We start from the raw sequence: 21,468 nt of genomic DNA on the forward strand, positions 1-21,468 counted from the left end.
CTCAGCGCCCCGGCTCATCATTCCATAGATATTTATGCAGCTGCAGTTGCAACCGCACTGGCAGGTTATCCGCCACCACCCAGTCCGCCAGATCCCTTGCGTTCAGGTCATGGTGACTTGGAGAAAACAGGACTTCGCCGGCACGCCGGTCAAGCCCGTACTGGATCAGTTTGGATACCGCCCAGTCATAGTCGTCCCGCGAGCAGATGACAAACTTCACCTGATCGTTGGGCGTCAGCAGTTCGATGTTCTCGTAACGGTTACGATGGGCTTCTTTCGAATCGGGCGTCTTCAGATCGACAACCCGACTGACCCGCGGATCAACCGCTGAAATGTCGAGGGCGCCGCTGGTTTCCAGCGAGACTTCGTAGCCGGCATCGCACAATTGCTTGAGCAAAGGGATGGCATTGGGCTGTGCCAGCGGCTCACCGCCAGTGACACAAACGTAGCGCGGGCGAAACCCGGCCACTTGCTCGAGGATGTCGTCGAGTGTACGAATGGTGCCACCGCTGAACGCGTAGGCACTGTCGCAGTATTGGCAACGCAACGGGCAACCGGTCAGGCGCACAAAAACAGTGGGCAGCCCGGCAGTCCGCGTTTCCCCCTGCAACGAGTAGAAAACTTCGGTGATTCTCAATGTGTCTTGCATAGTCGCCACGGGCGTAACAGCTAAACAGGCTGTCCGCCTCCGTCAGGCACTTCAGGCAACCCCGCCAACGCGTAGATCACCAGAAGCGTGTTTCATAAAAGGGCGTGAATTCTAACGAAAAAACCCGCGACAAGCGCGGGTTTCTTCCAAACGGGTCAAACACACTTACATGCGTTGCAGATCGCGTTGGGCCAACTGGGCAGCGGAGGTACCCGGATACTGGGACACCACTTGTTGCAGAATGCCTTTGACCTTGTCGGTGTGACCGAGGCGGCGCTCTACGTCAGCCAGCTTGTACAGCGAATCCGGCACTTTGGCATGCTTGGGATACAGCTGCGAAACCTTGGCAAAAGCCTGACCTGCACCTTGCAGATCGCCTTTGGCCAGGTTCACTTCACCCAACCAGTACTGGGCATTGCCCGCGTACTGGCTGTTCGGATATTTACGCAGGAACGCGGCGAAAGCCTGGCTGGCCTTGTCGAAATCCTTGGCCTTGATCAGGTCGAAGGCTGCATCGTAATACAGCTTTTCCTTGGCCGGATCAGCCGGTTCGCCACTCGCGGCAGGTGCCTGGGCAGCAGCCCCGGCTCCAGCAGCGGCACCGGCAGCAGCACTTGCATCGCCACCGGCAGAAGAATTCTCGGGAGTCGCGGCAGGTGCAGCACCGGATCCTATGCGCCGATCAAGATCCTGGTATCGCTCCAGGGATTCCTGCTTCATGCGCGCAACCTGATTCTGCAGTTCTTCGATCACGCCCTGCTGGCGCGATATCTGATCCTGCATTTGTTGCAGTTGGTTGAACAGCATGCCTTGTGCCGAGGCAGGGGCCGAAGCCGCTCCCCCGGCATAGGCGCCGTTCGTACCGTAACCTGCAGGCGGATAACTGCTCCCGCTATTGTTATAACCGGAGTTGTCATCGACCACAGGAACCGCAGCCCACGCCGCAAGCGGCGCGAGGCTGAGAGCCAGAACAGTTACAGCACGACGGCACGTTCGCATATCGAATTACTTACGCAGTTCGACGCGACGGTTTTGAGCCCAGGACTGCTCGTCGTTGCCGGTAGCAACTGGACGCTCTTCGCCGTAGGAAACCAGTTCCAGCTGAGCTGGGGAAACACCTTGCAGTACCAGGTAGCGCTGAACGGCTTTCGCACGACGCTCGCCCAGTGCCATGTTGTACTCACGAGTACCACGTTCGTCGGTGTTGCCTTCCAGAACAACGCGAGCGCCGTTTGCTTTCAGGTCTTTGGCGTGAACGTCCAGAGCGCGCATGGCTTCTGGCTTCAGGTCCGAGCTGTCGTATTCGAAGTAGAAGGTGGTGATTGCGCGCAGAGCAGCTTCTTCGCTCAGGGAACCGTCAACGGCACCAGTGTTTGCGCCGTAACCAGCGTTTGGATCAACAGCGCCTTCACCGGCGTTGTCGCCGCCTTTGGACGAGCAACCTACAGCTACAGCCATGGCCAGAGCCAGCGCAGCAAATTTACCAAACTTCAGCATTTCCATCGTGAAACTCCTAATGAACCCCAGTGTGTTAAGTAAAACGTGTAGCGCCCGCTCACTTCAGGTAAGGGGACCAGGACGGTTCTCTGACTTCGCCTTGAGCGGTAGGAAGCGGGAGCCTAACGCGTCCATTAATGGACACGAGCATCAAGACTCCCCGGCCCTGTTGGCGGGTGGCGTAGATTACCATGGTGCCGTTGGGCGCAACAGTAGGCGACTCGTCCAGAGTGCTATCAGTGAGGATTTTTACACTTCCGCGCTGCAAATCCTGAGCCGCCACTTTGAAATTGGTGAAACCGTCCTGACGATGGATCATCACCAGGGTCTTTTCATCAGCCGACAGCTTCGGGTTGGCGTTGTAGTTGCCCACGAACGTCACACGCTCGGCACCACCGCCATTGGCGCTGGTCTTGTAGATCTGCGGCTTGCCGCCACGGTCGGAAGTGAAGTAGATGGTCGAGCCATCCTTGCCCCAGTACGGTTCGGTGTTGATGCCGGGACCGGCGGTCACACGAGTGATCTGGCGCGAACCGAGGTTCATCACGTAGATGTCCGGGTTACCGTCCTTCGACAGTACGAACGCCAGGCGATTGCCATCCGGCGACCAGGCCGGGGCACCGTTCAGGCCTTCGAAGTTGGTGATCTGCTCACGGCGACCGGTGTCGATGTTCTGCATGAAGATGCGCGGACGCTTCTGCTCGAACGATACATAGGCAATACGCTTGCCGTCCGGTGCAAAACGCGGCGACAGGATCGGCTCGCGCGATTGCAGCAGAGTCACGGCGCGGGCACCGTCATAGTCCGAACGCTGCAGGGTGTAACGGGTGTTCTTCTCGGAGAAGCGTTCAGCCGTCACGTACAGCAGGCGAGTCGAGAACGCACCGTCGATACCGGTCAGTTTCTGGAACGACTGGTCAGAGATGAAGTGCGCCATGTCCCGTATTTGCTCGGTCGTACCGGAAACACTGCCGTCCGCCACTTTCTGCTCGGTGGCAACGTTGAACAACGCCCACTGAACCTGCAGGCGACCACCGGCCGGCGTGATGTTGCCGACCATCATGTACTGGGCACCTACAGCCTTCCAGTCACGGAAGATGATTTCGCTCGGCTGGCTTGGCTGGCTGATCATGTTCTGTTTTGGAATCGGCGAGTAATAACCCGAGTTCCGCAGGTCGTTGCCAATGATTTCAGCCATGTCATCCGGCAGGACGGCACCGCCCTGGAAACCGAACGGTACGACGGCGATCGGAGTCGCCCGATCGCTGCCGCTGGTGACCAGAATGTTCTTTTCATCCGCCATCGCGATCCCTGCCATGCAGCAGATCACGACCAGCATTCCTCGAAGAAGGTTTCTCACAAGGCTAGATCCTCAGGTGTGAATGTCATCTTGAATGAACGATACGGAGCGAAATCGCTCGGCTTCATTCCCTGCATTTCCGTCAAACGTCCAATATTCTTGACCGCCGCCACTGCCGACGCATCGAACGGACCGTCGCCACTGGACTTGGCCACGCTGACCGTAGTCACCGTACCGTCCGGCAACATGCCGATCTGCAGTACAACCGTCATGCCTTTGCGTGCCGAAGGAGGACGTGCCCAACCTTCCGCCGCCCGCGCACGAATCAAGTCATCGAAGCTGCCTGCGGTTTCGTCACCACGTTCATCCGCCAAAGCCTGCTGACGCTCGGTCTTGTCGGACAGCAGGTCGGCCAGAGCCTGGGCCTTCTTGTCCTCGACCGATTTGCGTGCCGCGTCCTGCGCTTTCTTCTTCGCTGCATCGGCAGCAGCTTTCTTCTTGGCTTCGTCGGCGACTTTCTTCTTCGCCTCTTCAGCCTCGGCTTTCTTCTTGGCGTCTTCGGCGGCTTTCTTCTTCGCGTCTTCGACGATTTTCTTCTTGGCTTCTTCAGCGGCCTCTTTCTTGGCCTCTTCTTCAGCAGCCTTCTTGGCTTCTTCTTCAGCTTTCTTCTTGGCTATATCAGCCAATTGTTTCTCTTCTGCCTTCTTGGCTTCGGCGGCTTTCTTCGCGTCTTCGGCTTTCTTGGCTTCGTCAGCCTTCTTCGCCTGTTCCGCTTTCTTCGCCTCATCGGCCTTCTTGGCTTCCTCGGCCTTTTGAGCCGCTTCTTCTTTCTTTTGTTCCGCAGCCTTCACCGCTTCCTGCTCGACCTTTTTCTGCTCCATCTGCTCGACTTCGGTCTGGCGCGCGGCGGATTTCTTCGCCTCACCCGCAATCTTCTGATTGGTCTGGGTGGTTGCCTGACTTTTCGATTTCAGCTGGTAAAGGGTCGCCTGGACAATCGGCTTGGCCGGCGGCAGCTCCGGTGTCATGGCGAAACTGACGAACAGCATGCCGAACACCAGCACGTGCAAGCCAATCGCCCAGACACTGGGCCAGAAGTAGCTTTCCGAGGCGGACGGCTCTCGCTGTTGCTGCATCAGGGGGCCTCGGTGATCAAGCCAACATTACCGACCCCGGCTTTCTGCAACCCGCCCATGGCACCCATGACGGAGCCATAATCGACGGACTTGTCGCCACGGATGAAGACCTGGGTGCGCTTGCCGCCTTCAGTGCCGGCGCGAATGATCTTGGTCACCGCGTCGGTCATCTGTGGCAGGGTCATGGCCCGGTCCTGTTGCTTCTCGGTGTCGACTTCGCTGCCAAGGTTCCAGTAGTAGGTCTTGTCAGCCTTGATCGAAATGGTCAGCACCTGGGTGTTGTTGTCCTGCGGCAAGGCTTCGCTGGAAACCTTGGGCAGATCCACTTTCACGCCCTGATTGAGCATCGGCGCAGTCACCATGAAGATGACCAGCAGCACCAGCATCACGTCGATGTAAGGCACTACGTTCATCTCGGCGACCGGCTTGCGCTTGTGTCGGGCTCGAGTGATTAAAGCCATCGGTAAATACCTGCTTATTCTTCGCTGGTGTGCACTTTGCGGTGCAGGATCGCCTGGAATTCATCGGCGAAGGTGTAGTAGCGGCTCAGCAAGGTTTCACTGCGGGCAGAGAAACGGTTGTAAGCGATAACGGCCGGGATCGCGGCGAACAGGCCGATCGCGGTGGCGATCAGGGCTTCGGCGATACCTGGGGCCACAGTGGCCAGGGTGGCTTGTTGTGCACTGGCCAGACCACGGAAGGAGTTCATGATCCCCCACACGGTACCGAACAGACCGATGTACGGGCTGACCGAACCGACGGTGGCGAGGAACGGCAGGCTTTGCTCGAGTTTCTCTTCCTCGCGGGAGATCGCTACGCGCATGGCACGGGCCACGCCTTCCATGACCGCTTCAGGGTCAACGCCCGGCTGCTGGCGCAGACGCGAGAATTCCTTGAAACCGGCACGGAAGATCTGCTCGACGCCCGAGTCCGGATCCGGGTTGCTGCCGGCCTGGCGGTACAGTTTGGACAGGTCGATACCCGACCAGAAGCGCTCCTCGAAGCTCTCCAGGGCACGTCGACCGGCGCGCAGCAGATTGCTGCGCTGAAAGATCATGATCCATGAGGTCACCGATGCGGCTACCAGGGTCAACATTACCAACTGCACCACGATGCTGGCATTGCTGACCAGGCTCCACATGGAGGAATGGTCGACGACGTTAGCTTCCACGCTTTATCTCCTGCTTCAAGTGTGTACCCGTGCCGACCGCGTCGGCGAAAGCCGCACGCAAGTCTTCGGGAAGGGCCCGGGGTTTCAAACTGTTAGTGCGCACACAGGCCACCAGAAACTGCCCCTCACAGAGCAGCACATTATCCGTTGCCCGCCTGACCTGCTGTCGAAAGCGCAGGCTGGCACGGTTCAATTCGATTACATCAGCGCTTACCAGCAGTTCGTCGTCCAGTCGCGCCGGCGCGTGATATCGCGCTTCGCTGGAGTGCACGACGAACAACAGGTCCTCCCCTGCCAGCGCCGACTGGGCAAAGCCCAGCTCCCGGAGCCGCTCGGTTCGAGCCCGTTCCATAAACTTGAGGTAATTAACGTAATACACGATGCCGCCCGCATCGGTGTCCTCGTAATAAACGCGACAACGATGTGCGAACGGCTCAAGCCCGTTTTGCGCGCGCATACTCTAGTGCTTACTCCTCGGGTTGCCAATCCGGCCAGGCAACTGTTTTTCATAGTTCGAAGGCTTTACCGCAAAAGTACCGTCCTGAGACAGTACAAACGCTGAATAAATCGCCAATAAATGTGTATCAATCGTCCACGGCATCGAGAAACTCGTCTGCCACGGGCATTTCGCCCATTCGTGACGGAATGTTTAAACCAAAATGCAGATACGCGTGCCGGGTCACCACCCTGCCCCGCGGCGTACGCATGATGTAGCCCTGCTGAATCAGATACGGCTCCAGCACGTCTTCGATGGTGTGGCGCTCTTCGCTGATTGCAGCCGCCAGACTGTCGATGCCGACAGGCCCGCCATCGAACTTCTCGATCATGGTCAACAGCAATCGCCGGTCCTGATGATCGAAGCCGTGTTCATCGACATCCAGCAGATTCAGTGCCAGGTCGGCAACGGATTTGGTGATATGCCCCTTGGCCCGGACTTCGGCGAAATCCCGCACCCGGCGCAACAGCCGGTTGGCGATCCGCGGTGTGCCACGGGCACGACGGGCAATCTCGAAAGAGCCTTCCGGATCCAGCGGCAGGCCGAGGATGTTTGCCGAACGGCTGACAATCGTCGCCAGGTCTGCGGTGCTGTAGAACTCGAGACGCTGGACAATCCCGAAACGGTCACGCAGCGGATTGGTCAGCATCCCCGCCCGCGTCGTCGCGCCAACGAGGGTGAATGGCGGTAGATCAAGCTTGATCGAACGCGCTGCCGGCCCCTCACCGATCATGATGTCGAGCTGGAAGTCTTCCATCGCCGGGTACAGCACTTCTTCGACGATCGGCGACAGACGATGGATTTCATCGATGAACAACACATCGTGCGGTTCAAGGTTGGTCAACAGCGCGGCCAGATCCCCCGGCCGTTCGAGCACCGGGCCCGACGTACTCTTGATCGACACGCCCATTTCCTGGGCAATGATGTTGGCCAGGGTGGTCTTGCCCAACCCCGGCGGGCCGAAGATCAGGGTGTGGTCGAGGGATTCGCTACGGCCGCGGGCGGCCTGGATAAACAGTTCCATCTGCTCGCGAACGGTCGGCTGGCCAATGTATTCGGCCAGACTGACGGGACGTATCGCCCGATCCTGGACTTCTTCGCGCTCACGCGGACTGTGCGTGGCGGCGATCAGACGATCAGCTTCAATCACTTAAATCATTCCCTTCAGGGCGCGTCGGATCATGTCTTCACTGCTCAAGCCTTTCTCCTTGATCGCGGAAATCGCCTTGCTCGCTTCCTGTGGCTTGTAGCCCAGGGAAATCAGCGCGCTGACCGCGTCGTTCTCGGCGGTATTGACCGGTGCCGGGCCGTCCGGCTGGTTCGGTACCAGCGCAAACATGGCCGGCGAGGTTTCCCACGCCTTGAAGCGGTCCTTGAGTTCGACCAGCAGACGCTCGGCGGTTTTCTTGCCCACACCCGGCACTTTGGTCAGCGCCGAGGTGTCCTGGGACTGCACGCAACGGATCAGCTCATCGACTTCCAGACTCGACATCAAGGCCAGGGCCAGTTTCGGGCCCACACCATTGAGACGGATCAACTCGCGAAAAAAGTCTCGCTCACGCTTGCCAGCGAAACCATAGAGTAACTGCGCGTCTTCACGTACGACCAAATGGGTGTGCAAGGTCAGCGGTTCACCGACCGACGGCAGGCGATACAGGGTGGTCATGGGCACTTCCAGCTCATACCCGAGGCCGTTTACATCCAGAATCAGGTGCGGCGGCTGTTTTTCAGCGAGGGTGCCGCGCAAGCGTCCAATCACGTTTCAGATCCTTGAGCGTTGGCCAGCCGTGGGCTGGCGACAAAACGGAATACGGATTCGGGCCGACGACCCAGGCACAAAATCCGTATACCGGAAAATTGATTGCTGATGCTATCAGAGACGCAGGCGCCCGCCACGACTGCGTGCGGTTCCCAGACCATGGGGCAACAGGCTGGAACGGGTGTGCGCATGGCAAATGGCAATGGCCAGGGCGTCCGAGGCATCGATTTGTGGCTTGCTGGTCAGTTTGAGCATGTGCATGACCATCATCTGCACCTGCTCTTTATTGGCTGCACCGGTGCCGACCACGGCCTGCTTGACCTGGGTTGCCGTGTACTCGGCAATTTCCAGGCTCTCTTCGGCCCCCGCAACGATCGCGGCCCCACGGGCCTGCCCGAGCTTCAGCGCCGAGTCGGCGTTTTTCGCCATGAACACCTTTTCGATGCCCATGGTCACCGGACCGTAGGTCTGGATGATTTCCCGCACGCCGCGATAGACGATCTGCAGACGCTCATGCAACTCGCCGGCGCCGGTACGAATGCAGCCGGAAGCCACGTAGACACAACCACGCCCGGTATCGCGTACCACGCCATATCCGGTGATGCGCGAACCGGGGTCGATACCAAGAATTAAAGTCATAAGCCTGCAGGTTCGAAAAAACACAAAAACAAATGTGGGAGATTCCATGTTCGAGAGGAACCCTCAAACATGAAATCTCCCACATTGAAGCCTAGCCGTTATCAGCCGAGCTGAGCCGCCACGTCTTCCGGAATGTCGGCATTGGAATAGACGTTCTGCACGTCATCCAGATCCTCAAGCATGTCGATCAGCTTGAGCACCTTCTCCGCGCCTTCCAGATCCAGTTCGGCGCTGGTAGTCGGCTGCATGACGATTTCCGCGTCATCACCCTTGAAACCGGCCGCTTCCAGCGCGTTTCGCACGGCGTAGAAGCTGGTGAACGAGGTGAACACATCGATCGAGCCGTCTTCATGAGTGACCACGTCGTCGGCATCGGCTTCCAGCGCCGCTTCGGTCAGCGCATCTTCGTCAACACCTGGCGCAAAGCTGATCTGGCCCTTGCGTTCGAACAGGTAGGCCACCGAACCGTCGGTACCGAGGTTGCCGCCACACTTGCTGAACGCGTGGCGCACGGCCGCGGCGGTACGGTTGCGGTTGTCGGTCATGCACTCGACCATCACCGCCACGCCACCCGGGCCGTAACCTTCGTAGGTCAGTTCTTCAACGTTGTCCGCTTCGGTCGCGCCGGCGCCACGAGCCACCGCACGATCGATGATGTCGCGGCTCATGTTCGCGCCCAGCGCCTTGTCGAGGGCCAGACGCAGACGCGGGTTGGAACCCGGATCGCCACCGCCCTGACGGGCCGCAACGGTCAGTTCACGGATCCACTTGGTGAAGATCTTGCCTCGTTTGGCATCCTGACGTTCTTTGCGGTGCTTGATGTTCGCCCACTTGGAATGACCTGCCATATCTCGCTCCGAATTCTCTTTGAAACGTTGCCCGCCGCGCACATCGCACAGCCAGCAAACAAAAAATCTCGACCTGCTCTCTATAGAAAGAAAAAAGGCGCATCCGAAGATGCGCCTTCAGGCCCGTCTTACTCAGCCTTTGGTGTTTCGCGCAAACGAATGTGCAGTTCGCGCAGTGCCTTGGCATCCACGACACCCGGCGCCTGCGTCATCACGTCGGCAGCACTCTGGGTTTTCGGGAAGGCGATCACTTCACGGATCGACTGGGCGCCGGTCATCAGCATCACCAGACGGTCCAGACCGAAAGCCAGACCACCGTGCGGCGGTGCACCGTACTTCAGCGCGTCGAGCAGGAAGCCGAACTTCTCTTCCTGTTCCGCTTCGTTGATGCCCAGCAGACGGAATACCGCTTGCTGCATCTCCTTGCGGTGGATACGGATCGAACCGCCACCCAGCTCGGTGCCGTTCAGGACCATGTCATAGGCACGGGACAGCGCGCCAGCCGGGTTGGCTTCGAGCTCTTCCGGGGTGCACTTCGGCGCGGTGAACGGGTGGTGCAGGGCGGAGAAGCTGCCGTCATCGTTCTCTTCGAACATCGGGAAGTCGACGACCCACATCGGAGCCCATTCACAGGTCAGCAGCTTCAGGTCGTGACCGAGCTTGATACGCAGCGCGCCCAGGGCTTCGCTGACGATCTTGGCCTTGTCGGCGCCGAAGAACACGATATCGCCGTCGACAGCACCAACGCGATCGAGGATCACGTTCAGGTTGGCTTCCGGAATGTTTTTCACAATCGGCGATTGCAGGCCTTCAACACCGGCAGCACGCTCGTTGACCTTGATGTACGCCAGGCCCTTGGCACCGTAGATGCCGACGAACTTGGTGTAGTCGTCGATCTGCTTGCGCGGCATGCTCGCCCCGCCTGGAACGCGCAGTGCGGCGATACGGCATTTCGGATCGTTGGCCGGGCCGCTGAAGACTTTGAAATCGACTTCTTTCAGCTGATCGGCTACGTCGACCAGCTCCAGCGGGTTACGCAGGTCAGGCTTGTCGGAACCGTAGCGGCGCATGGCTTCTTCGAAAGTCATGTGCGGGAATTCGCCGAATTCCAGATCCAGCACTTCCTTGAACAGGTTGCGGATCATGCCTTCGGTCAGGCCCATGATGTCTTTTTCGTCGAGGAAGCTGGTCTCGATGTCGATCTGAGTGAACTCAGGCTGACGGTCGGCACGCAGGTCTTCGTCGCGGAAGCACTTGGCGATCTGGTAGTAACGGTCGAAGCCGGCGACCATCAGCAGTTGCTTGAACAGCTGAGGCGATTGCGGCAGTGCGAAGAACGAACCAGCGTGGGTACGGCTCGGCACCAGATAGTCACGCGCGCCCTCTGGAGTAGCGCGGGTCAGGATCGGCGTTTCCACGTCGAGGAAGCCGTTCTCGTCGAGGTAGCGACGGATGCTGGTGGTCATGCGCGAGCGCAGACGCAGCTTCTCGGCCATTTCCGGACGACGCAGGTCCAGGAAGCGATAGCGCAGACGGGTTTCTTCACCCACGTCCGAGAACTCGTTCAGCGGGAACGGCGGGGTTTCCGACTCGTTCAGCACTTCCAGTTCGTAGCCCAGGACTTCGATCATGCCCGACGCCATGTTGGCGTTGGTGGCACCGGCCGGACGCAGACGCACCTTGCCGGTGATCTTCACGACGTATTCGCTGCGCACGCGATCAGCGGCGGCGAAGCTTTCGGCGCGATCCGGATCGAAGACCACCTGGGCCAGACCGTCACGATCACGGATATCGAGGAAAATCACCCCGCCGTGGTCGCGGCGACGGTGAACCCATCCGCAAAGGGTAATTTCCTGGCCTTCCAGGCTTTCGTTCAGTTGGCCGCAATAATGGCTGCGCATCATGGTAGTGGTTTCGCTTCTCGTAATTCGAAATTCGGTGGAGATCCGCCGCACTCAAGCTTTGTGCGACCGGTGGATGCTCGCGCGTGTCGTAAGACCTGGGCCTGAACCCTAGTCAGATTTGTCGCCACCGGCCAGATTCTTCTTCGCGCCGGTCTTGAAATCGGTTTCGTACCAACCGCTGCCGCTGAGGCGAAAGCCTGGCATGGACAGCTGTTTCCTGAGCTCTGGTGCCTGACAGGCAGGGCAATCGACCAGCGGTGCATCACTGATCTTTTGAATGGCTTCCAACTGATGACCACAGGAAGCACATTGGTAATCGTACATCGGCATGGAGTTGTCTCGGCGATCAGATTGCCAGCTGCCGCAGGGCGGTGTGGCGAAAGAGCGGGATTATATCCATTAAATGCGGCCTGTGCAGCCGGAAGACTGCACGGGCCGCCCGGTCACTGGCAACCCCCGACGGTCACCGGGGCATCCCGCAGGCCGTGCACGACGCACACCACCCGCACCAGACCGCTGAAGTTCTTCACCCCCCCGTGTCGCAAGTGCACCTCGCGATCGACACGGGACAGCAAGGTGCCAACCGAACAGCAATTATCCTCGGCCATTCGGCCCAGAATATTCCAGTAGACCTGCTCCAGCCGCATGCAGGTCGCAAACCCGTTCAAGCGCACCGACCGGGCCAAGGGCCGGATCAATGCCATGTCGAACTCTTCAAGAAACGGCGCCACGGCCCTGTCCTGCCGCGAGCCGATGACGATTCCACTTCGCCTGTCTCCAACTTCCATATCGTTGACACTCCTTTGCCATCTCTGCTTGTTGCCAAGGCAACATCCTGTGACCTCATTAAAAGCGCAGGGACAAAGGCATGGCCAGACGACTTTTTGACCGTCCTCGTAGGATAAGCCAACAGAAAAGGGAGGATCATGGACCAGCGAAGTGCTTTCCTCGCATCCTACAAACGCGAGTGCCTTTTCCTTGCCAGGACGGGCGCACGGCCGACAATTCGTGTCCGTGCGCCACGGGCGATCAGGCTTCGAGCAGCGCCCTGAGCATCCACGCGGTTTTCTCGTGGACTTGCATGCGCTGAGTCAGAAGATCAGCCGTCGGCTCGTCACTGACCTTATCCAGCAGCGGGAAAATCCCCCGCGCCGTGCGAGTGACCGCCTCCTGGCCTTCGACCAGCTGTTTGATCATGTCTTCGGCACTCGGCACGCCCACCTCCTCTTTAATAGAGGAAAGACGCGCGTAAGTCGCATAGGCACCCGGCGCTGGGAAACCCAGGGCGCGGATGCGTTCGGCGATCGAATCCACGGCCAGTGCCAGTTCGTTGTATTGCTCCTCGAACATCAGGTGCAGGGTCCGGAACATCGGTCCGGTGACGTTCCAGTGGAAGTTGTGGGTCTTCAAATAGAGCACGTAGGTGTCCGACAGCAGACGCGACAGCCCTTCGACGATGGATTTGCGGTCTTCTTCACTGATACCGATATCGATTGCCATGCTTACCCCCTAACGGCGATTGAATTCATCCAGCAGGTGTCGGTTCACTGTAGCAAGGCCTCCCTCCCATGGCAGCCCCCGTATCGACCCGATAGAGGCGACAAATCGCCCCACGCGTTGCCGCTGGCCGGCGTGATTTGAGTAGCTGTGGGCTTTGCTGTTAAATAGGCAGTGTGTCGCTACGCCCTGTTTTCCGGGCGTTGCGCATAGGCTGATGCCGGGCACGTGTCCAACGCCTCTTATTGTTCCGAAGCGAACCGTGCGCCTTCAGCTCTTCCTTGTGAGCCGTCATAACGTGAGTCAATAAAAATGTTGAAAATCGTCCACCTGCTAATGGGCGCAGCGGCGTTGCTGCTGTCGTTCATACCTAGCTTGAAATCCGAAGCCGTTCCTTACCTGCAACAACCTGATGCACTTTACCTGGCCTTTTTCGGCCTGCTGAACCTGGTCATTGCCCCGGTGATCCCTTACTGGAACAAAGGCCCGCGCCAGCATCTGCAAAATCTGGTCAGCGCACTGCTGGTGCTGACCGTCGTCCTGCAAACCCTGACCCTGATCGCGCCGATGCCTGTCATCGCCGGCCAGCCAGCCGTGCTGTTCAGCCTGGTGATCGCCCTGGTCGCCGTGGTCCTGCACCTGGCCGTCAGCTTCTACAAATCCTCACCGGCCGCCGCCGCGCAAAGCTACGACATGAGCAACCGCGATACCGGCACCGTCAAGTGGTTCAACACCTCCAAGGGCTTCGGCTTTATCTCCCGGGATTCCGGCGATGATATTTTCGTGCACTTTCGCGCCATCCGTGGCGAAGGCCACCGCGTCCTGGTCGAAGGCCAGCGCGTGGAGTTCTCGGTAATGAACCGTGACAAAGGCCTGCAAGCCGAAGACGTGATCGCCGCCCTGCCGCGTCGCTGATCCAGAACGAAAAAACCGCGAACAGCCTGGCTGCTCGCGGTTTTTTTATTGCCCTTAGGAAATACGCAAACTCAGTAGTGCGGCGGCGGTGCGTCTTCCTCAAAGGACCCGAACTGGCCGACCATTTCTTCCTGACGCTTGAGCAGCGCGGCCATCTGCAACTGCAGACGCTCCACGACTCGCTGCTGCTCCACCAGCACATCGTTCAACGCCTGAATGGTGTCGTCCTGAAATGCCAGGCGGCTTTCCAGATCGGTAACGCGTTGTTCCAGGCTCATGATCAGCCCTCCAGAAACTTGAAATCTTCGTCCAGCACCAGGCGCAGGCGCTCGCGGATCGCGGCCACCTGTTCGGCACTGTAAGGTTTGGCCGGGTGCTTGCCCCAGACCGGCGCCGGCCACGCGGCGTCATCACGTTTGCGCACGATCACATGCATGTGCAGCTGACTGACGACGTTACCCAGGGTGGCAACGTTCATCTTGTCGGCATCGAACGAGTCCTTGAGCACCTCCGCCAGGGCCGTGGTTTCCTGCCACAGACGCTGCTGATCGGCGACATCCAATTGAAACAACTCGCTGATATCGTCGCGACGAGGCACCAGGATGAACCACGGGTAGTTGGCGTCGTTGGACAGCAGCAACCGGCAGAGCGGGAAGTCGCCGATGGTCAGCGTGTCCTGTTGAAGGCGTGAATCTAAAGCAAACACTGGGTGTACTCCCGGCTGATCGACAATATTCAGCTTAGTGGACCTGCCCGGTGGACGGCGCACTAAACGACAGGACGGCAGCATACCTTCGAATGCCCTGCCCTTCACGATGAAGCGGCGCCCCGCCATGGAACATTTCTGGCGATCGCGCACCAGCACGAGACCCGCCGTGCCAGGCAACACGCCGAATTGACCATGACTCACTACCGCGCTCAGGGTCATGACAGGGCTCAAGTGTTTGAATTCAGTACAGCCGGAAAAAATTTTTGCACCAAAACCGTACAGCGGGTCTACGCTCAATGGCTCGGGCATCCGCCAAATACTCACTGACAGGGTGAACCGGTAACGTTTTTGGTTGTCATGCGCAAAATCGAGCGAGGCAACACCAAGCGAGGAAGCGCGTCAACCCTGATCAAAAAGGGGCGCGCGAGCCCGCATTTACAAGGTTTTTACAGCCATAAGCGGGGCGCGGGAAAAATAACCGCATCAATTTTGCGGTTTGTGCACGCTTGTTGCATTCGTACTCATATGGGCTATGAACCCGCCACGGGAAGTGGTGGCTCAAACCCCGAAAAAAACAGTGGCAGGGTTGCCCGATGGAGATTCAAGTGTTTTGCCAGGGACTCTTTTTTACCGATGCAAAAAGGCCCAGAAACAGCGATAAAGTTGTCAGCCCGACTGCATGGGTACTGTGAATTTGCGACATCGACCAAGCCATTTGCGACAGCGTCGTAAAGAACATGAAAGGTTGTATGTGCAAGTATCGCCAACATTGTCGGCGTGATATAAGTTTGCGCCGACACAAAAAGAAAGAGCCGCCCAGATAATAAAACAGGTGGGACGGCAGTACTCTTCTAAAACCAAAGGAGCAAATCACGATGCGCGTGATGAAGTGGAGCATGATCGCACTGGCCGTTACAGCAGCCAGTACTCAGTTGGCTACGGCCGCACCGTTTGTTAGTGACCAGTCTGAAGCCAAAGGCTTTGTTGAAGACGCCAAACTGACCGAAACGTTGAAGAACTACTACTTCAACCGTGACAACAAGAACGGCGGCCACGACCAGAAAGACTGGACCCAGGGTTTCCTCGGCAACTTCACTTCCGGTTACACCCAAGGCACCGTAGGCGTCGGTATCGATGCATTCGGTTACCTGGCCGTTAAACTGGATGGCGGTGACGGTACTTCCGGTACCGGTAACATGAGCCGCAGCAATACCGTCAAAGCCAACGGTTATGCCCATGACGTTGATGAAAGCCAAGGCAAAGCCGGCGCTGCCATCAAATTCCGCATCTCCAAGACCGAGCTGAAAATCGGCGACCAGCAGCCAAGCACTGCTCCAGTGTTCGCTGTCGGCGGTTCCCGTATCCTTCCGCAAACTGCCAGTGGCTTCCAGCTGCAGAGCAGCGAAGTCAAAGACCTCGATCTCGAAGCCGGTCACTTCTACTCGGCTACCAGCCAGGACAAGAACGCCCGTGAAGGCGGCCTTTACGCCACCTACGCAGGTGTCGAAGCCAAAAACATCGACTACTTCGGTGGCAAATACGCCATCACTGACAACCTGACAGCTTCGCTGTACGGCGCCAAGCTGGAAGACATCTGGAACCAGTACTACGCGAACGTGAACCTCACCACGCCATTCGGTGGTGACACTTCGCTGAACACTGACTTCAACATCTACCGCACCACCGATACCGGTAGCGCCAAAGCCGGTGACATCAGCAACACCGCATTCTCCCTGGCGACTGCCCTGTCGTTCCTGAAGGCACACACCTTCACCCTGGCCTTCCAGAAGGTCAACGGCGACACCCCGTTCGACTACATCGGCGTGGGCAAGAACAACCGTGGCGGCGACTCGATCTTCCTCGCCAACTCCATCCAGTACTCCGACTTTAACGGTGCAGGCGAGAAATCCCTGCAAGCCCGTTACGACCTGAAAATGGCCGAGTACGGCGTTCCTGGTCTGAGCTTCATGGTTCGCTACGTCAAAGGCTGGGATATCGACGGTACCCACACTCCAGCGGGTAGCGCTTACGCCGGTCTCTACGGTGAAGATGGCAAACACCACGAAACCAACTTTGAAGCCAAATATGTGGTTCAAAGCGGTCCGGCAAAAGACCTGTCCTTCCGTATTCGTCAAGCGTGGCACGTTGCTAACGCAGATGAAGGCGAAGGCGACGTTAAAGAGTTCCGTCTGATCACCGAGTACCCACTGAACATCTTGTAATCGTCAGTGGTTAGTTTGGTTGAATGAAAAAGGCCCATCTTCGGATGGGCCTTTTTTATTGCCTGTTGCTTGTAATACATGCCTGACCGATAAGTCAGGCAATTGATTAGCAACCTATCATTAAACCGCCGACTCCTGAACCACACGAATCACTCGTTGTGGAAACGGAATATCAATACCGGCAGTCTTCAAACGATCACGGGACTGTTCGTTAAACATGAACATCACATCCCAATAGTCTGCGGTTTTAACCCACACACGAAGGGAAACAGTGATCGAACTGTCGCCCAAAGTGGAAATGACAGCCTGAGGCGCCGGATCCTGCAGAACGCGATCATCTTTAGCCAGATCCAGCAGCACCTGACGGGCCTTTTGCAGATCGGCTTCGTAATCGACACCCACATCGAACACAACCTTGCGGGTTGGCTGGCGGTTGGTGTTGGTAATGATGCCATTCGACAGGTTGCCGTTCGGCACGATGATGGTCTTGTTGTCGCCGGTACGCAGTACGGTGTGGAAAATCTGGATGCTGTCGACAGTACCTGCCACGCCCTGCGCTTCGATCCAGTCACCGATGCGGAACGGACGGAACAGCAGAATCAGCACGCCACCGGCGAAGTTCGCCAGGCTGCCCTGCAACGCCAGGCCGATGGCCAGGCCGGCCGCACCGATCGCCGCGACGAACGAAGTGGTCTCGACGCCGATCATCGATGCCACGCTAACGATCAACAGCACCTTGAGAATGATGTTGGCCAGGCTGCTGATGAAACCTTGCAGCGCCAGGTCGGCATTGCGCAAGGCCAGCAAGCCACCGAGCTTTTGCGTGACCTTGTTGATCAGCCACCAGCCGATCGCCAGGGTAATCACCGCCAGCAGCACACGGCTGCCGTATTCCATGATCATCGGAATCCACGCCTGGGACGCCTTGACCAGGTTGTCTACCTCAGCATTCAAATCCATCTTTTATCTCCTGATTGCCGGCTTCCCGGGCTGAAAAAATCAGCGGCAGAACGACCGGGCCTGTGGGGGCTCAATCGTTTCTGCCGCTGCTTGGGCCTCGGACGCTGAAAACGCCGAGAGGTTCCCGACTCGGATGGCTCAGTCGCGGAAGTTGTTGAATTGCAGTGGCATGCCGAATTCCTTGGCACGCAGGGCCGCGATGGCTTCCTGCAGATCGTCACGCTTCTTGCCGGTGACACGCACCTGCTCGCCCTGAATGGCGGCCTGCACCTTGAGTTTGGCTTCCTTGATGTGGCCGACGATTTTCTTCGCCAGTTCCTTGTCGATGCCTTCCTTCAGAACAGCGTCCTGCTTCATCAGTTTGCCCGAAGCGAAGGAGTCTTTGACCTCGAGGCACTGCACGTCGATCTTGCGCTTGACCAGGGCCAGCTTGAGGATCTCGATCATCGCTTCCAGCTGGAAATCGGCTTCAGCGGTCAGGTGGACGGTCAGGTCCTTTTCCTTGAATTCGAAGCTGCCCTTGCCTTTCAGGTCATAACGACGATCGAGTTCCTTCACGGCGTTCTCGACCGCGTTGGTGAGTTCGTGTTTGTCCAGTTCGGATACCACGTCGAACGACGGCATGTAATCTCTCCAATAAAAAGGCGCGCTCGTTCAGGACGCGGCGCGCTTGGCTTGCGGTTAAAATCGGGCTCATTATAACGGGTCTTTTCCCACCGACACGGCGAGCCTTGCATGCCTGTACCTTACCGAGTGAAAAACTGATGTCCACCCCCTGGCACATCCTCGGCGCCGGAAGTCTCGGCACCCTTTGGGCCACGCGTCTGGCCCGGGCCGGATTGCCGGTCCGGCTGATCCTGCGCGATATCGACCGCTTGCATGACTATGCGACGGCGGGCGGCCTGACCCTGGTGGAACAAGGCGTGGCCAGCAGTTATGCCATCCCCGGCGAAACCCCGGACAGTCCCGGACCGATCCGTCGTCTGCTGGTGGCGTGCAAGGCCTACGATGCCGAAAGTGCCGTGGCCGGCATCACTCATCGACTGGCGCCGGATGCAGAACTGATTCTTCTGCAAAACGGCCTCGGCAGCCAGGAAGCAGTCGCCGCGCAAGTCCCGCAGGCTCGTTGCATCAGCGCCTCCAGCACCGAAGGCGCGTTTCGCGATGGCGACTGGCGCGTGGTATTCGCCGGCCACGGTTACACCTGGCTCGGCGATGCCGGTCATCCCGTGGCACCGTTCTGGCTGGATGACCTTGAAGCGGCAAAGATTCCTCATGAATGGAGCGCGGACATCCTCACCCGACTGTGGCGAAAACTGGCGCTCAACTGTGCGATCAATCCGCTGACGGTGTTGCACGACTGCCGTAACGGCGGATTGCAGGAACACCACTGCGAAGTTGCCACCCTGTGCGCCGAACTGACCGAGTTGCTTGAACGTTGCGGCCAGCCTGCAGCGGCGGACAACCTGCAACAGGAAGTCGAACGGGTAATCCAGGCCACGGCGGCGAATTTCTCTTCCATGTACCAGGACGTGGCCAACAAACGCCGCACCGAAATCAGCTATTTGCTCGGGCATGCCTGCAAGGTTGCAGAGCGCCATCAATTGAACCTGCCGCATCTGAAACAATTGCAGCAACGGCTGACAGCCCATCTGCACAGTCTCGGATTGCCCGTGGACTGAGCAGCGGCTACGCTGCCCACTTGTTCCTTTGTTGCGATAAGCCCGATGCCATTGCGCCAGCGCCTCGAAAACCTGCCGGTCGGCCAGAAACTGCTGGCCGCCCTGCTGGTGCTGTTGACCACCGTGTTACTGGTCGCCAACCTGACCTTCATCAGCGCGGCCTATTACATTTCCCAGGAAAGCATGGCGCCCCAGGCGCTGCAGACCATTGGCCGTCTGGTGGCGAACCCGAGCCTGATTGCCGAGGCGCTGCAATCACCGCAGAGCGCCGAACGCTTGCTCAAGGAGCTCGACAGCTATTCGCCACTGCGGGCCGCCGCGCTGTACGACGGCAAGGGCGACCGTATTGCGCAGGTACAACGCGGCGACAAACTCAACCTGCCGGAGCGCTACCGGCACATCGAAGCCTGGCAACTCACCGAGTTTCGCAGCAATCAATTGATCACCCTGCCCCGCCCCGGCACTGCGCCGGGTCATCTGCTGCTGGTGGCCAGCAGCGAACTGCCGATGGCGTTCTACACCGGTACCCTGACGGCGAGTCTGGGAATCCTGATTTTCAGCGTGCTGTTGTGGCTGGTGATCGCCCGTCAGATCAAGCGCCTGATCACCCGGCCGATCCACGAACTCGAAGAGCTGTCCCGCCAAGTCACCCGCGAGGAGAACTACGCCCTGCGCGCTTCCCGTGGCAACCACGACGAAATCGGCAGTCTGGCCGAGGCCTTCAACACCATGCTTTCACGCATCGAGGCCCGGGAGCAGCAGCTCAAGCGCGCCCGCGATGACTCGCAAGCCGCCTACGATCAGGCACAGGGGCTGGCTGAAGAAACCCGCCACACCAACCGCAAGCTGGAGCTGGAAGTCCAGGTGCGCAGCAAGATCGAGAAGAAACTCACGGGCTTCCAGAACTACCTCAACAGCATCATCGACTCCATGCCCTCGGCGCTGATCGCCCTCGACGAGCAGCTCTACGTCACGCAGTGGAACCAGGAAGCCAGCGCCCTCTCCGGCACCCGGCTGGACGAAGCACTGAATCAGCCGATCTTCCTCGCGTTCGAACCGCTCAAGCCGTTCCTGCCGCAGCTCAAGCAGACCGTCGAACAACACACCGTGGCGAAAATCGAGCGGGTGACCTGGTTCAAGGACGACGAACCCAAGCATTACGCCCTGACCTTCTACCCGCTGATGGGCGGTGCCGGGCGTGGTGTGGTGATCCGGATCGACGACATCACCCAGCGCCTGTCGCTGGAAGACATGATGGTGCAGTCGGAAAAAATGCTCTCGGTCGGCGGCCTCGCGGCCGGCATGGCCCACGAGATCAACAACCCGCTGGGCGCGATCCTGCACAACGTGCAGAACATTCGCCGGCGTCTGTCGCCCGACCTGCCGAAAAACCTCGAACAGGCCGAACAACTGGGCATCGAACTGGATACCGTGAACCGTTACCTGCAAGGCCGGGAAGTCCCGCAACTGCTCGACGGTATTCAGCAGGCCGGGGCCCGGGCGGCAAAAATCGTCACCCACATGCTCAGTTTCAGCCGCCGCAGCACCCGGCAGATGGCACCGTGCGACCTGCCGGCGCTGATCGATCAGGCCGTGGAAATCGCCGGCAACGACTTCGACCTGGCCATCGGTTTCGACTTCAAGGGTCAGGCGATCATCCGTCAATTCGACCCGGCGTTGGGACCTGTGCCAGGGACCGCCAACGAGCTGGAACAAGTGCTGCTCAACCTGCTGAAAAACGCTGCCCAGGCAATCCATTTGCGCGAAGACGACAGCGAGCCGGGTCGGATTATTCTGCGCACGAAGCTCAATCCGCCGTGGGCCGAGATTCAGGTCGAGGACAACGGCATCGGCATGAGCGAGAACGTGCGCAAACGCACCTTCGAGCCGTTCTTCACTACCAAGGAAATCGGCCAGGGCACGGGGCTCGGGCTCTCGGTGTCGTACTTCATCATCACCAACAATCACAAAGGGCAGATGGAAGTGCAGTCGGCACCGGGGCAAGGCACCTGCTTCACCCTGCGCCTGCCGCTCGCGCAACCGGCACCCATTGCCGCCGAAACCAATCAACTACCGAGGTAAAC

At 58.7% G+C, this 21,468-nt stretch carries 24 protein-coding genes; 4 read left to right on the forward strand and 20 right to left on the reverse strand.

Translation table 11 applies throughout. The features are described from left to right. Position 1: 1 nt before the first annotated feature. The 16 genes from queE to DLD99_RS22300 form a co-directional block, all read right to left on the reverse strand. Positions 2-649 (reverse strand): 7-carboxy-7-deazaguanine synthase QueE, encoded by a 648-nt coding sequence (gene queE / locus DLD99_RS22225; RefSeq protein WP_041068581.1) that lies wholly within the window; start codon positions 647-649, stop codon positions 2-4. A gap of 165 nt (positions 650-814) precedes the next feature. Further along, entirely contained in the window at positions 815-1,648 is an 834-nt protein-coding gene (gene ybgF, locus DLD99_RS22230; RefSeq protein ID WP_114885069.1) for a tol-pal system protein YbgF, read from the reverse strand. 6 nt (positions 1,649-1,654) lie between these two features. Continuing rightward, a complete protein-coding gene (gene pal / locus DLD99_RS22235; RefSeq protein WP_003178634.1) occupies positions 1,655-2,152 on the reverse strand; it encodes a peptidoglycan-associated lipoprotein Pal in 498 nt (165 codons plus the stop codon). A gap of 52 nt (positions 2,153-2,204) precedes the next feature. Continuing rightward, on the reverse strand, positions 2,205-3,485 hold the full coding sequence (gene tolB / locus DLD99_RS22240; RefSeq protein WP_162803533.1) for a Tol-Pal system beta propeller repeat protein TolB: 1,281 nt from the start codon (positions 3,483-3,485) through the stop codon (positions 2,205-2,207). Between the two features lie 17 nt (positions 3,486-3,502). Continuing rightward, positions 3,503-4,582 (reverse strand): cell envelope integrity protein TolA, encoded by a 1,080-nt coding sequence (gene tolA / locus DLD99_RS22245; protein WP_085709625.1) that lies wholly within the window; start codon positions 4,580-4,582, stop codon positions 3,503-3,505. After that, complete coding sequence (gene tolR / locus DLD99_RS22250) at positions 4,582-5,034, reverse strand: protein TolR (protein ID WP_162803534.1); 453 nt, start codon at positions 5,032-5,034, stop codon at positions 4,582-4,584. Before tolR ends, tolA begins: the two co-directional genes overlap by 1 nt. 23 nt (positions 5,035-5,057) lie before the next feature. After that, the gene (tolQ, locus tag DLD99_RS22255) at positions 5,058-5,753 is read right to left on the reverse strand and encodes a protein TolQ (protein ID WP_007912733.1); all 696 of its coding nucleotides are present in this window, start codon (positions 5,751-5,753) and stop codon (positions 5,058-5,060) included. After that, positions 5,743-6,210 (reverse strand): tol-pal system-associated acyl-CoA thioesterase, encoded by a 468-nt coding sequence (gene ybgC, locus DLD99_RS22260; RefSeq protein ID WP_085709624.1) that lies wholly within the window; start codon positions 6,208-6,210, stop codon positions 5,743-5,745. Before ybgC ends, tolQ begins: the two co-directional genes overlap by 11 nt. A 127-nt stretch (positions 6,211-6,337) precedes the next feature. Next, positions 6,338-7,399: a Holliday junction branch migration DNA helicase RuvB gene (ruvB, locus tag DLD99_RS22265; RefSeq protein WP_085709623.1), complete on the reverse strand. Its 1,062-nt coding sequence runs from the start codon at positions 7,397-7,399 to the stop codon at positions 6,338-6,340. After that, the gene (gene ruvA / locus DLD99_RS22270; RefSeq protein WP_007951205.1) at positions 7,400-8,008 is read right to left on the reverse strand and encodes a Holliday junction branch migration protein RuvA; all 609 of its coding nucleotides are present in this window, start codon (positions 8,006-8,008) and stop codon (positions 7,400-7,402) included. A 114-nt stretch (positions 8,009-8,122) separates the two neighbouring features. Then, on the reverse strand, positions 8,123-8,647 hold the full coding sequence (ruvC, locus tag DLD99_RS22275) for a crossover junction endodeoxyribonuclease RuvC (RefSeq protein ID WP_065258525.1): 525 nt from the start codon (positions 8,645-8,647) through the stop codon (positions 8,123-8,125). A gap of 101 nt (positions 8,648-8,748) precedes the next feature. After that, positions 8,749-9,495, reverse strand: coding sequence for a YebC/PmpR family DNA-binding transcriptional regulator (locus DLD99_RS22280; protein ID WP_085709622.1), 747 nt, complete (start codon positions 9,493-9,495; stop codon positions 8,749-8,751). A 128-nt stretch (positions 9,496-9,623) separates the two neighbouring features. Next, positions 9,624-11,399: an aspartate--tRNA ligase gene (gene aspS / locus DLD99_RS22285; RefSeq protein WP_085709621.1), complete on the reverse strand. Its 1,776-nt coding sequence runs from the start codon at positions 11,397-11,399 to the stop codon at positions 9,624-9,626. A gap of 108 nt (positions 11,400-11,507) precedes the next feature. After that, positions 11,508-11,729: an FmdB family zinc ribbon protein gene (locus DLD99_RS22290; RefSeq protein WP_065258528.1), complete on the reverse strand. Its 222-nt coding sequence runs from the start codon at positions 11,727-11,729 to the stop codon at positions 11,508-11,510. Positions 11,730-11,842: 113 nt separating this feature from the next. Beyond that, positions 11,843-12,187, reverse strand: coding sequence for a ribbon-helix-helix domain-containing protein (locus DLD99_RS22295; RefSeq protein WP_114885071.1), 345 nt, complete (start codon positions 12,185-12,187; stop codon positions 11,843-11,845). A gap of 241 nt (positions 12,188-12,428) precedes the next feature. After that, complete coding sequence (locus tag DLD99_RS22300; RefSeq protein WP_039766007.1) at positions 12,429-12,899, reverse strand: Dps family protein; 471 nt, start codon at positions 12,897-12,899, stop codon at positions 12,429-12,431. 309 nt (positions 12,900-13,208) lie between these two features. Between DLD99_RS22300 and DLD99_RS29505 the strand changes: the two genes are divergently transcribed. Beyond that, positions 13,209-13,811 carry a cold-shock protein gene (locus DLD99_RS29505; RefSeq protein WP_114885073.1) on the forward strand — a complete coding sequence of 201 codons (603 nt, stop codon included), beginning with the start codon at positions 13,209-13,211 and terminating at the stop codon, positions 13,809-13,811. 71 nt (positions 13,812-13,882) lie between these two features. On the opposite strand, the gene DLD99_RS22310 is transcribed toward DLD99_RS29505, so the two are convergent. Then, a complete protein-coding gene (locus tag DLD99_RS22310; protein ID WP_085709618.1) occupies positions 13,883-14,089 on the reverse strand; it encodes a SlyX family protein in 207 nt (68 codons plus the stop codon). 2 nt (positions 14,090-14,091) lie between these two features. Next, the gene (locus tag DLD99_RS22315) at positions 14,092-14,517 is read right to left on the reverse strand and encodes an HIT family protein (RefSeq protein ID WP_114886769.1); all 426 of its coding nucleotides are present in this window, start codon (positions 14,515-14,517) and stop codon (positions 14,092-14,094) included. An 878-nt stretch (positions 14,518-15,395) separates the two neighbouring features. On the opposite strand from DLD99_RS22315, the gene DLD99_RS22320 reads away from it, so the two are divergent. Further along, positions 15,396-16,742, forward strand: coding sequence for an OprD family porin (locus tag DLD99_RS22320; protein ID WP_114885075.1), 1,347 nt, complete (start codon positions 15,396-15,398; stop codon positions 16,740-16,742). Positions 16,743-16,862: 120 nt separating this feature from the next. Here the strand turns inward: DLD99_RS22320 and DLD99_RS22325 are convergent, their stop codons facing one another. Both DLD99_RS22325 and DLD99_RS22330 read right to left on the reverse strand, forming a co-directional pair. Next, on the reverse strand, positions 16,863-17,702 hold the full coding sequence (locus DLD99_RS22325) for a mechanosensitive ion channel family protein (RefSeq protein ID WP_007951217.1): 840 nt from the start codon (positions 17,700-17,702) through the stop codon (positions 16,863-16,865). Positions 17,703-17,840: 138 nt separating this feature from the next. Continuing rightward, a complete protein-coding gene (locus DLD99_RS22330; protein WP_007951218.1) occupies positions 17,841-18,326 on the reverse strand; it encodes a YajQ family cyclic di-GMP-binding protein in 486 nt (161 codons plus the stop codon). 140 nt (positions 18,327-18,466) lie between these two features. Here DLD99_RS22330 and DLD99_RS22335 point away from each other — a divergent pair, with 140 nt between their 5' ends. Beyond that, the gene (locus DLD99_RS22335; protein WP_114885077.1) at positions 18,467-19,384 is read left to right on the forward strand and encodes a putative 2-dehydropantoate 2-reductase; all 918 of its coding nucleotides are present in this window, start codon (positions 18,467-18,469) and stop codon (positions 19,382-19,384) included. 45 nt (positions 19,385-19,429) lie between these two features. After that, positions 19,430-21,466 carry a sensor histidine kinase gene (locus DLD99_RS22340; protein WP_114885079.1) on the forward strand — a complete coding sequence of 679 codons (2,037 nt, stop codon included), beginning with the start codon at positions 19,430-19,432 and terminating at the stop codon, positions 21,464-21,466. Positions 21,467-21,468: the final 2 nt, after the last annotated feature.

It is taken from the genome of Pseudomonas kribbensis (genome assembly GCF_003352185.1).
GTDB lineage: Bacteria > Pseudomonadota > Gammaproteobacteria > Pseudomonadales > Pseudomonadaceae > Aquipseudomonas > Aquipseudomonas kribbensis.

Coding starts and splice junctions, on each gene's coding strand:
- queE (WP_041068581.1), bottom strand. CDS start 649: ATGCAAGACACATTGAGAATCACCGAAGTTTTCTACTCGTTGCAGGGG.
- ybgF (WP_114885069.1), bottom strand. CDS start 1,648: ATGCGAACGTGCCGTCGTGCTGTAACTGTTCTGGCTCTCAGCCTCGCG.
- pal (WP_003178634.1), bottom strand. CDS start 2,152: ATGGAAATGCTGAAGTTTGGTAAATTTGCTGCGCTGGCTCTGGCCATG.
- tolB (WP_162803533.1), bottom strand. CDS start 3,485: ATGCTGGTCGTGATCTGCTGCATGGCAGGGATCGCGATGGCGGATGAA.
- tolA (WP_085709625.1), bottom strand. CDS start 4,582: ATGCAGCAACAGCGAGAGCCGTCCGCCTCGGAAAGCTACTTCTGGCCC.
- ybgC (WP_085709624.1), bottom strand. CDS start 6,210: ATGCGCGCGCAAAACGGGCTTGAGCCGTTCGCACATCGTTGTCGCGTT.
- ruvC (WP_065258525.1), bottom strand. CDS start 8,647: ATGACTTTAATTCTTGGTATCGACCCCGGTTCGCGCATCACCGGATAT.
- DLD99_RS22280 (WP_085709622.1), bottom strand. CDS start 9,495: ATGGCAGGTCATTCCAAGTGGGCGAACATCAAGCACCGCAAAGAACGT.
- aspS (WP_085709621.1), bottom strand. CDS start 11,399: ATGATGCGCAGCCATTATTGCGGCCAACTGAACGAAAGCCTGGAAGGC.
- DLD99_RS22290 (WP_065258528.1), bottom strand. CDS start 11,729: ATGCCGATGTACGATTACCAATGTGCTTCCTGTGGTCATCAGTTGGAA.
- DLD99_RS22295 (WP_114885071.1), bottom strand. CDS start 12,187: ATGGAAGTTGGAGACAGGCGAAGTGGAATCGTCATCGGCTCGCGGCAG.
- DLD99_RS22300 (WP_039766007.1), bottom strand. CDS start 12,899: ATGGCAATCGATATCGGTATCAGTGAAGAAGACCGCAAATCCATCGTC.
- DLD99_RS29505 (WP_114885073.1), top strand. CDS start 13,209: ATGTTGAAAATCGTCCACCTGCTAATGGGCGCAGCGGCGTTGCTGCTG.
- DLD99_RS22310 (WP_085709618.1), bottom strand. CDS start 14,089: ATGAGCCTGGAACAACGCGTTACCGATCTGGAAAGCCGCCTGGCATTT.
- DLD99_RS22320 (WP_114885075.1), top strand. CDS start 15,396: ATGCGCGTGATGAAGTGGAGCATGATCGCACTGGCCGTTACAGCAGCC.
- DLD99_RS22325 (WP_007951217.1), bottom strand. CDS start 17,702: ATGGATTTGAATGCTGAGGTAGACAACCTGGTCAAGGCGTCCCAGGCG.
- DLD99_RS22330 (WP_007951218.1), bottom strand. CDS start 18,326: ATGCCGTCGTTCGACGTGGTATCCGAACTGGACAAACACGAACTCACC.
- DLD99_RS22335 (WP_114885077.1), top strand. CDS start 18,467: ATGTCCACCCCCTGGCACATCCTCGGCGCCGGAAGTCTCGGCACCCTT.
- DLD99_RS22340 (WP_114885079.1), top strand. CDS start 19,430: ATGCCATTGCGCCAGCGCCTCGAAAACCTGCCGGTCGGCCAGAAACTG.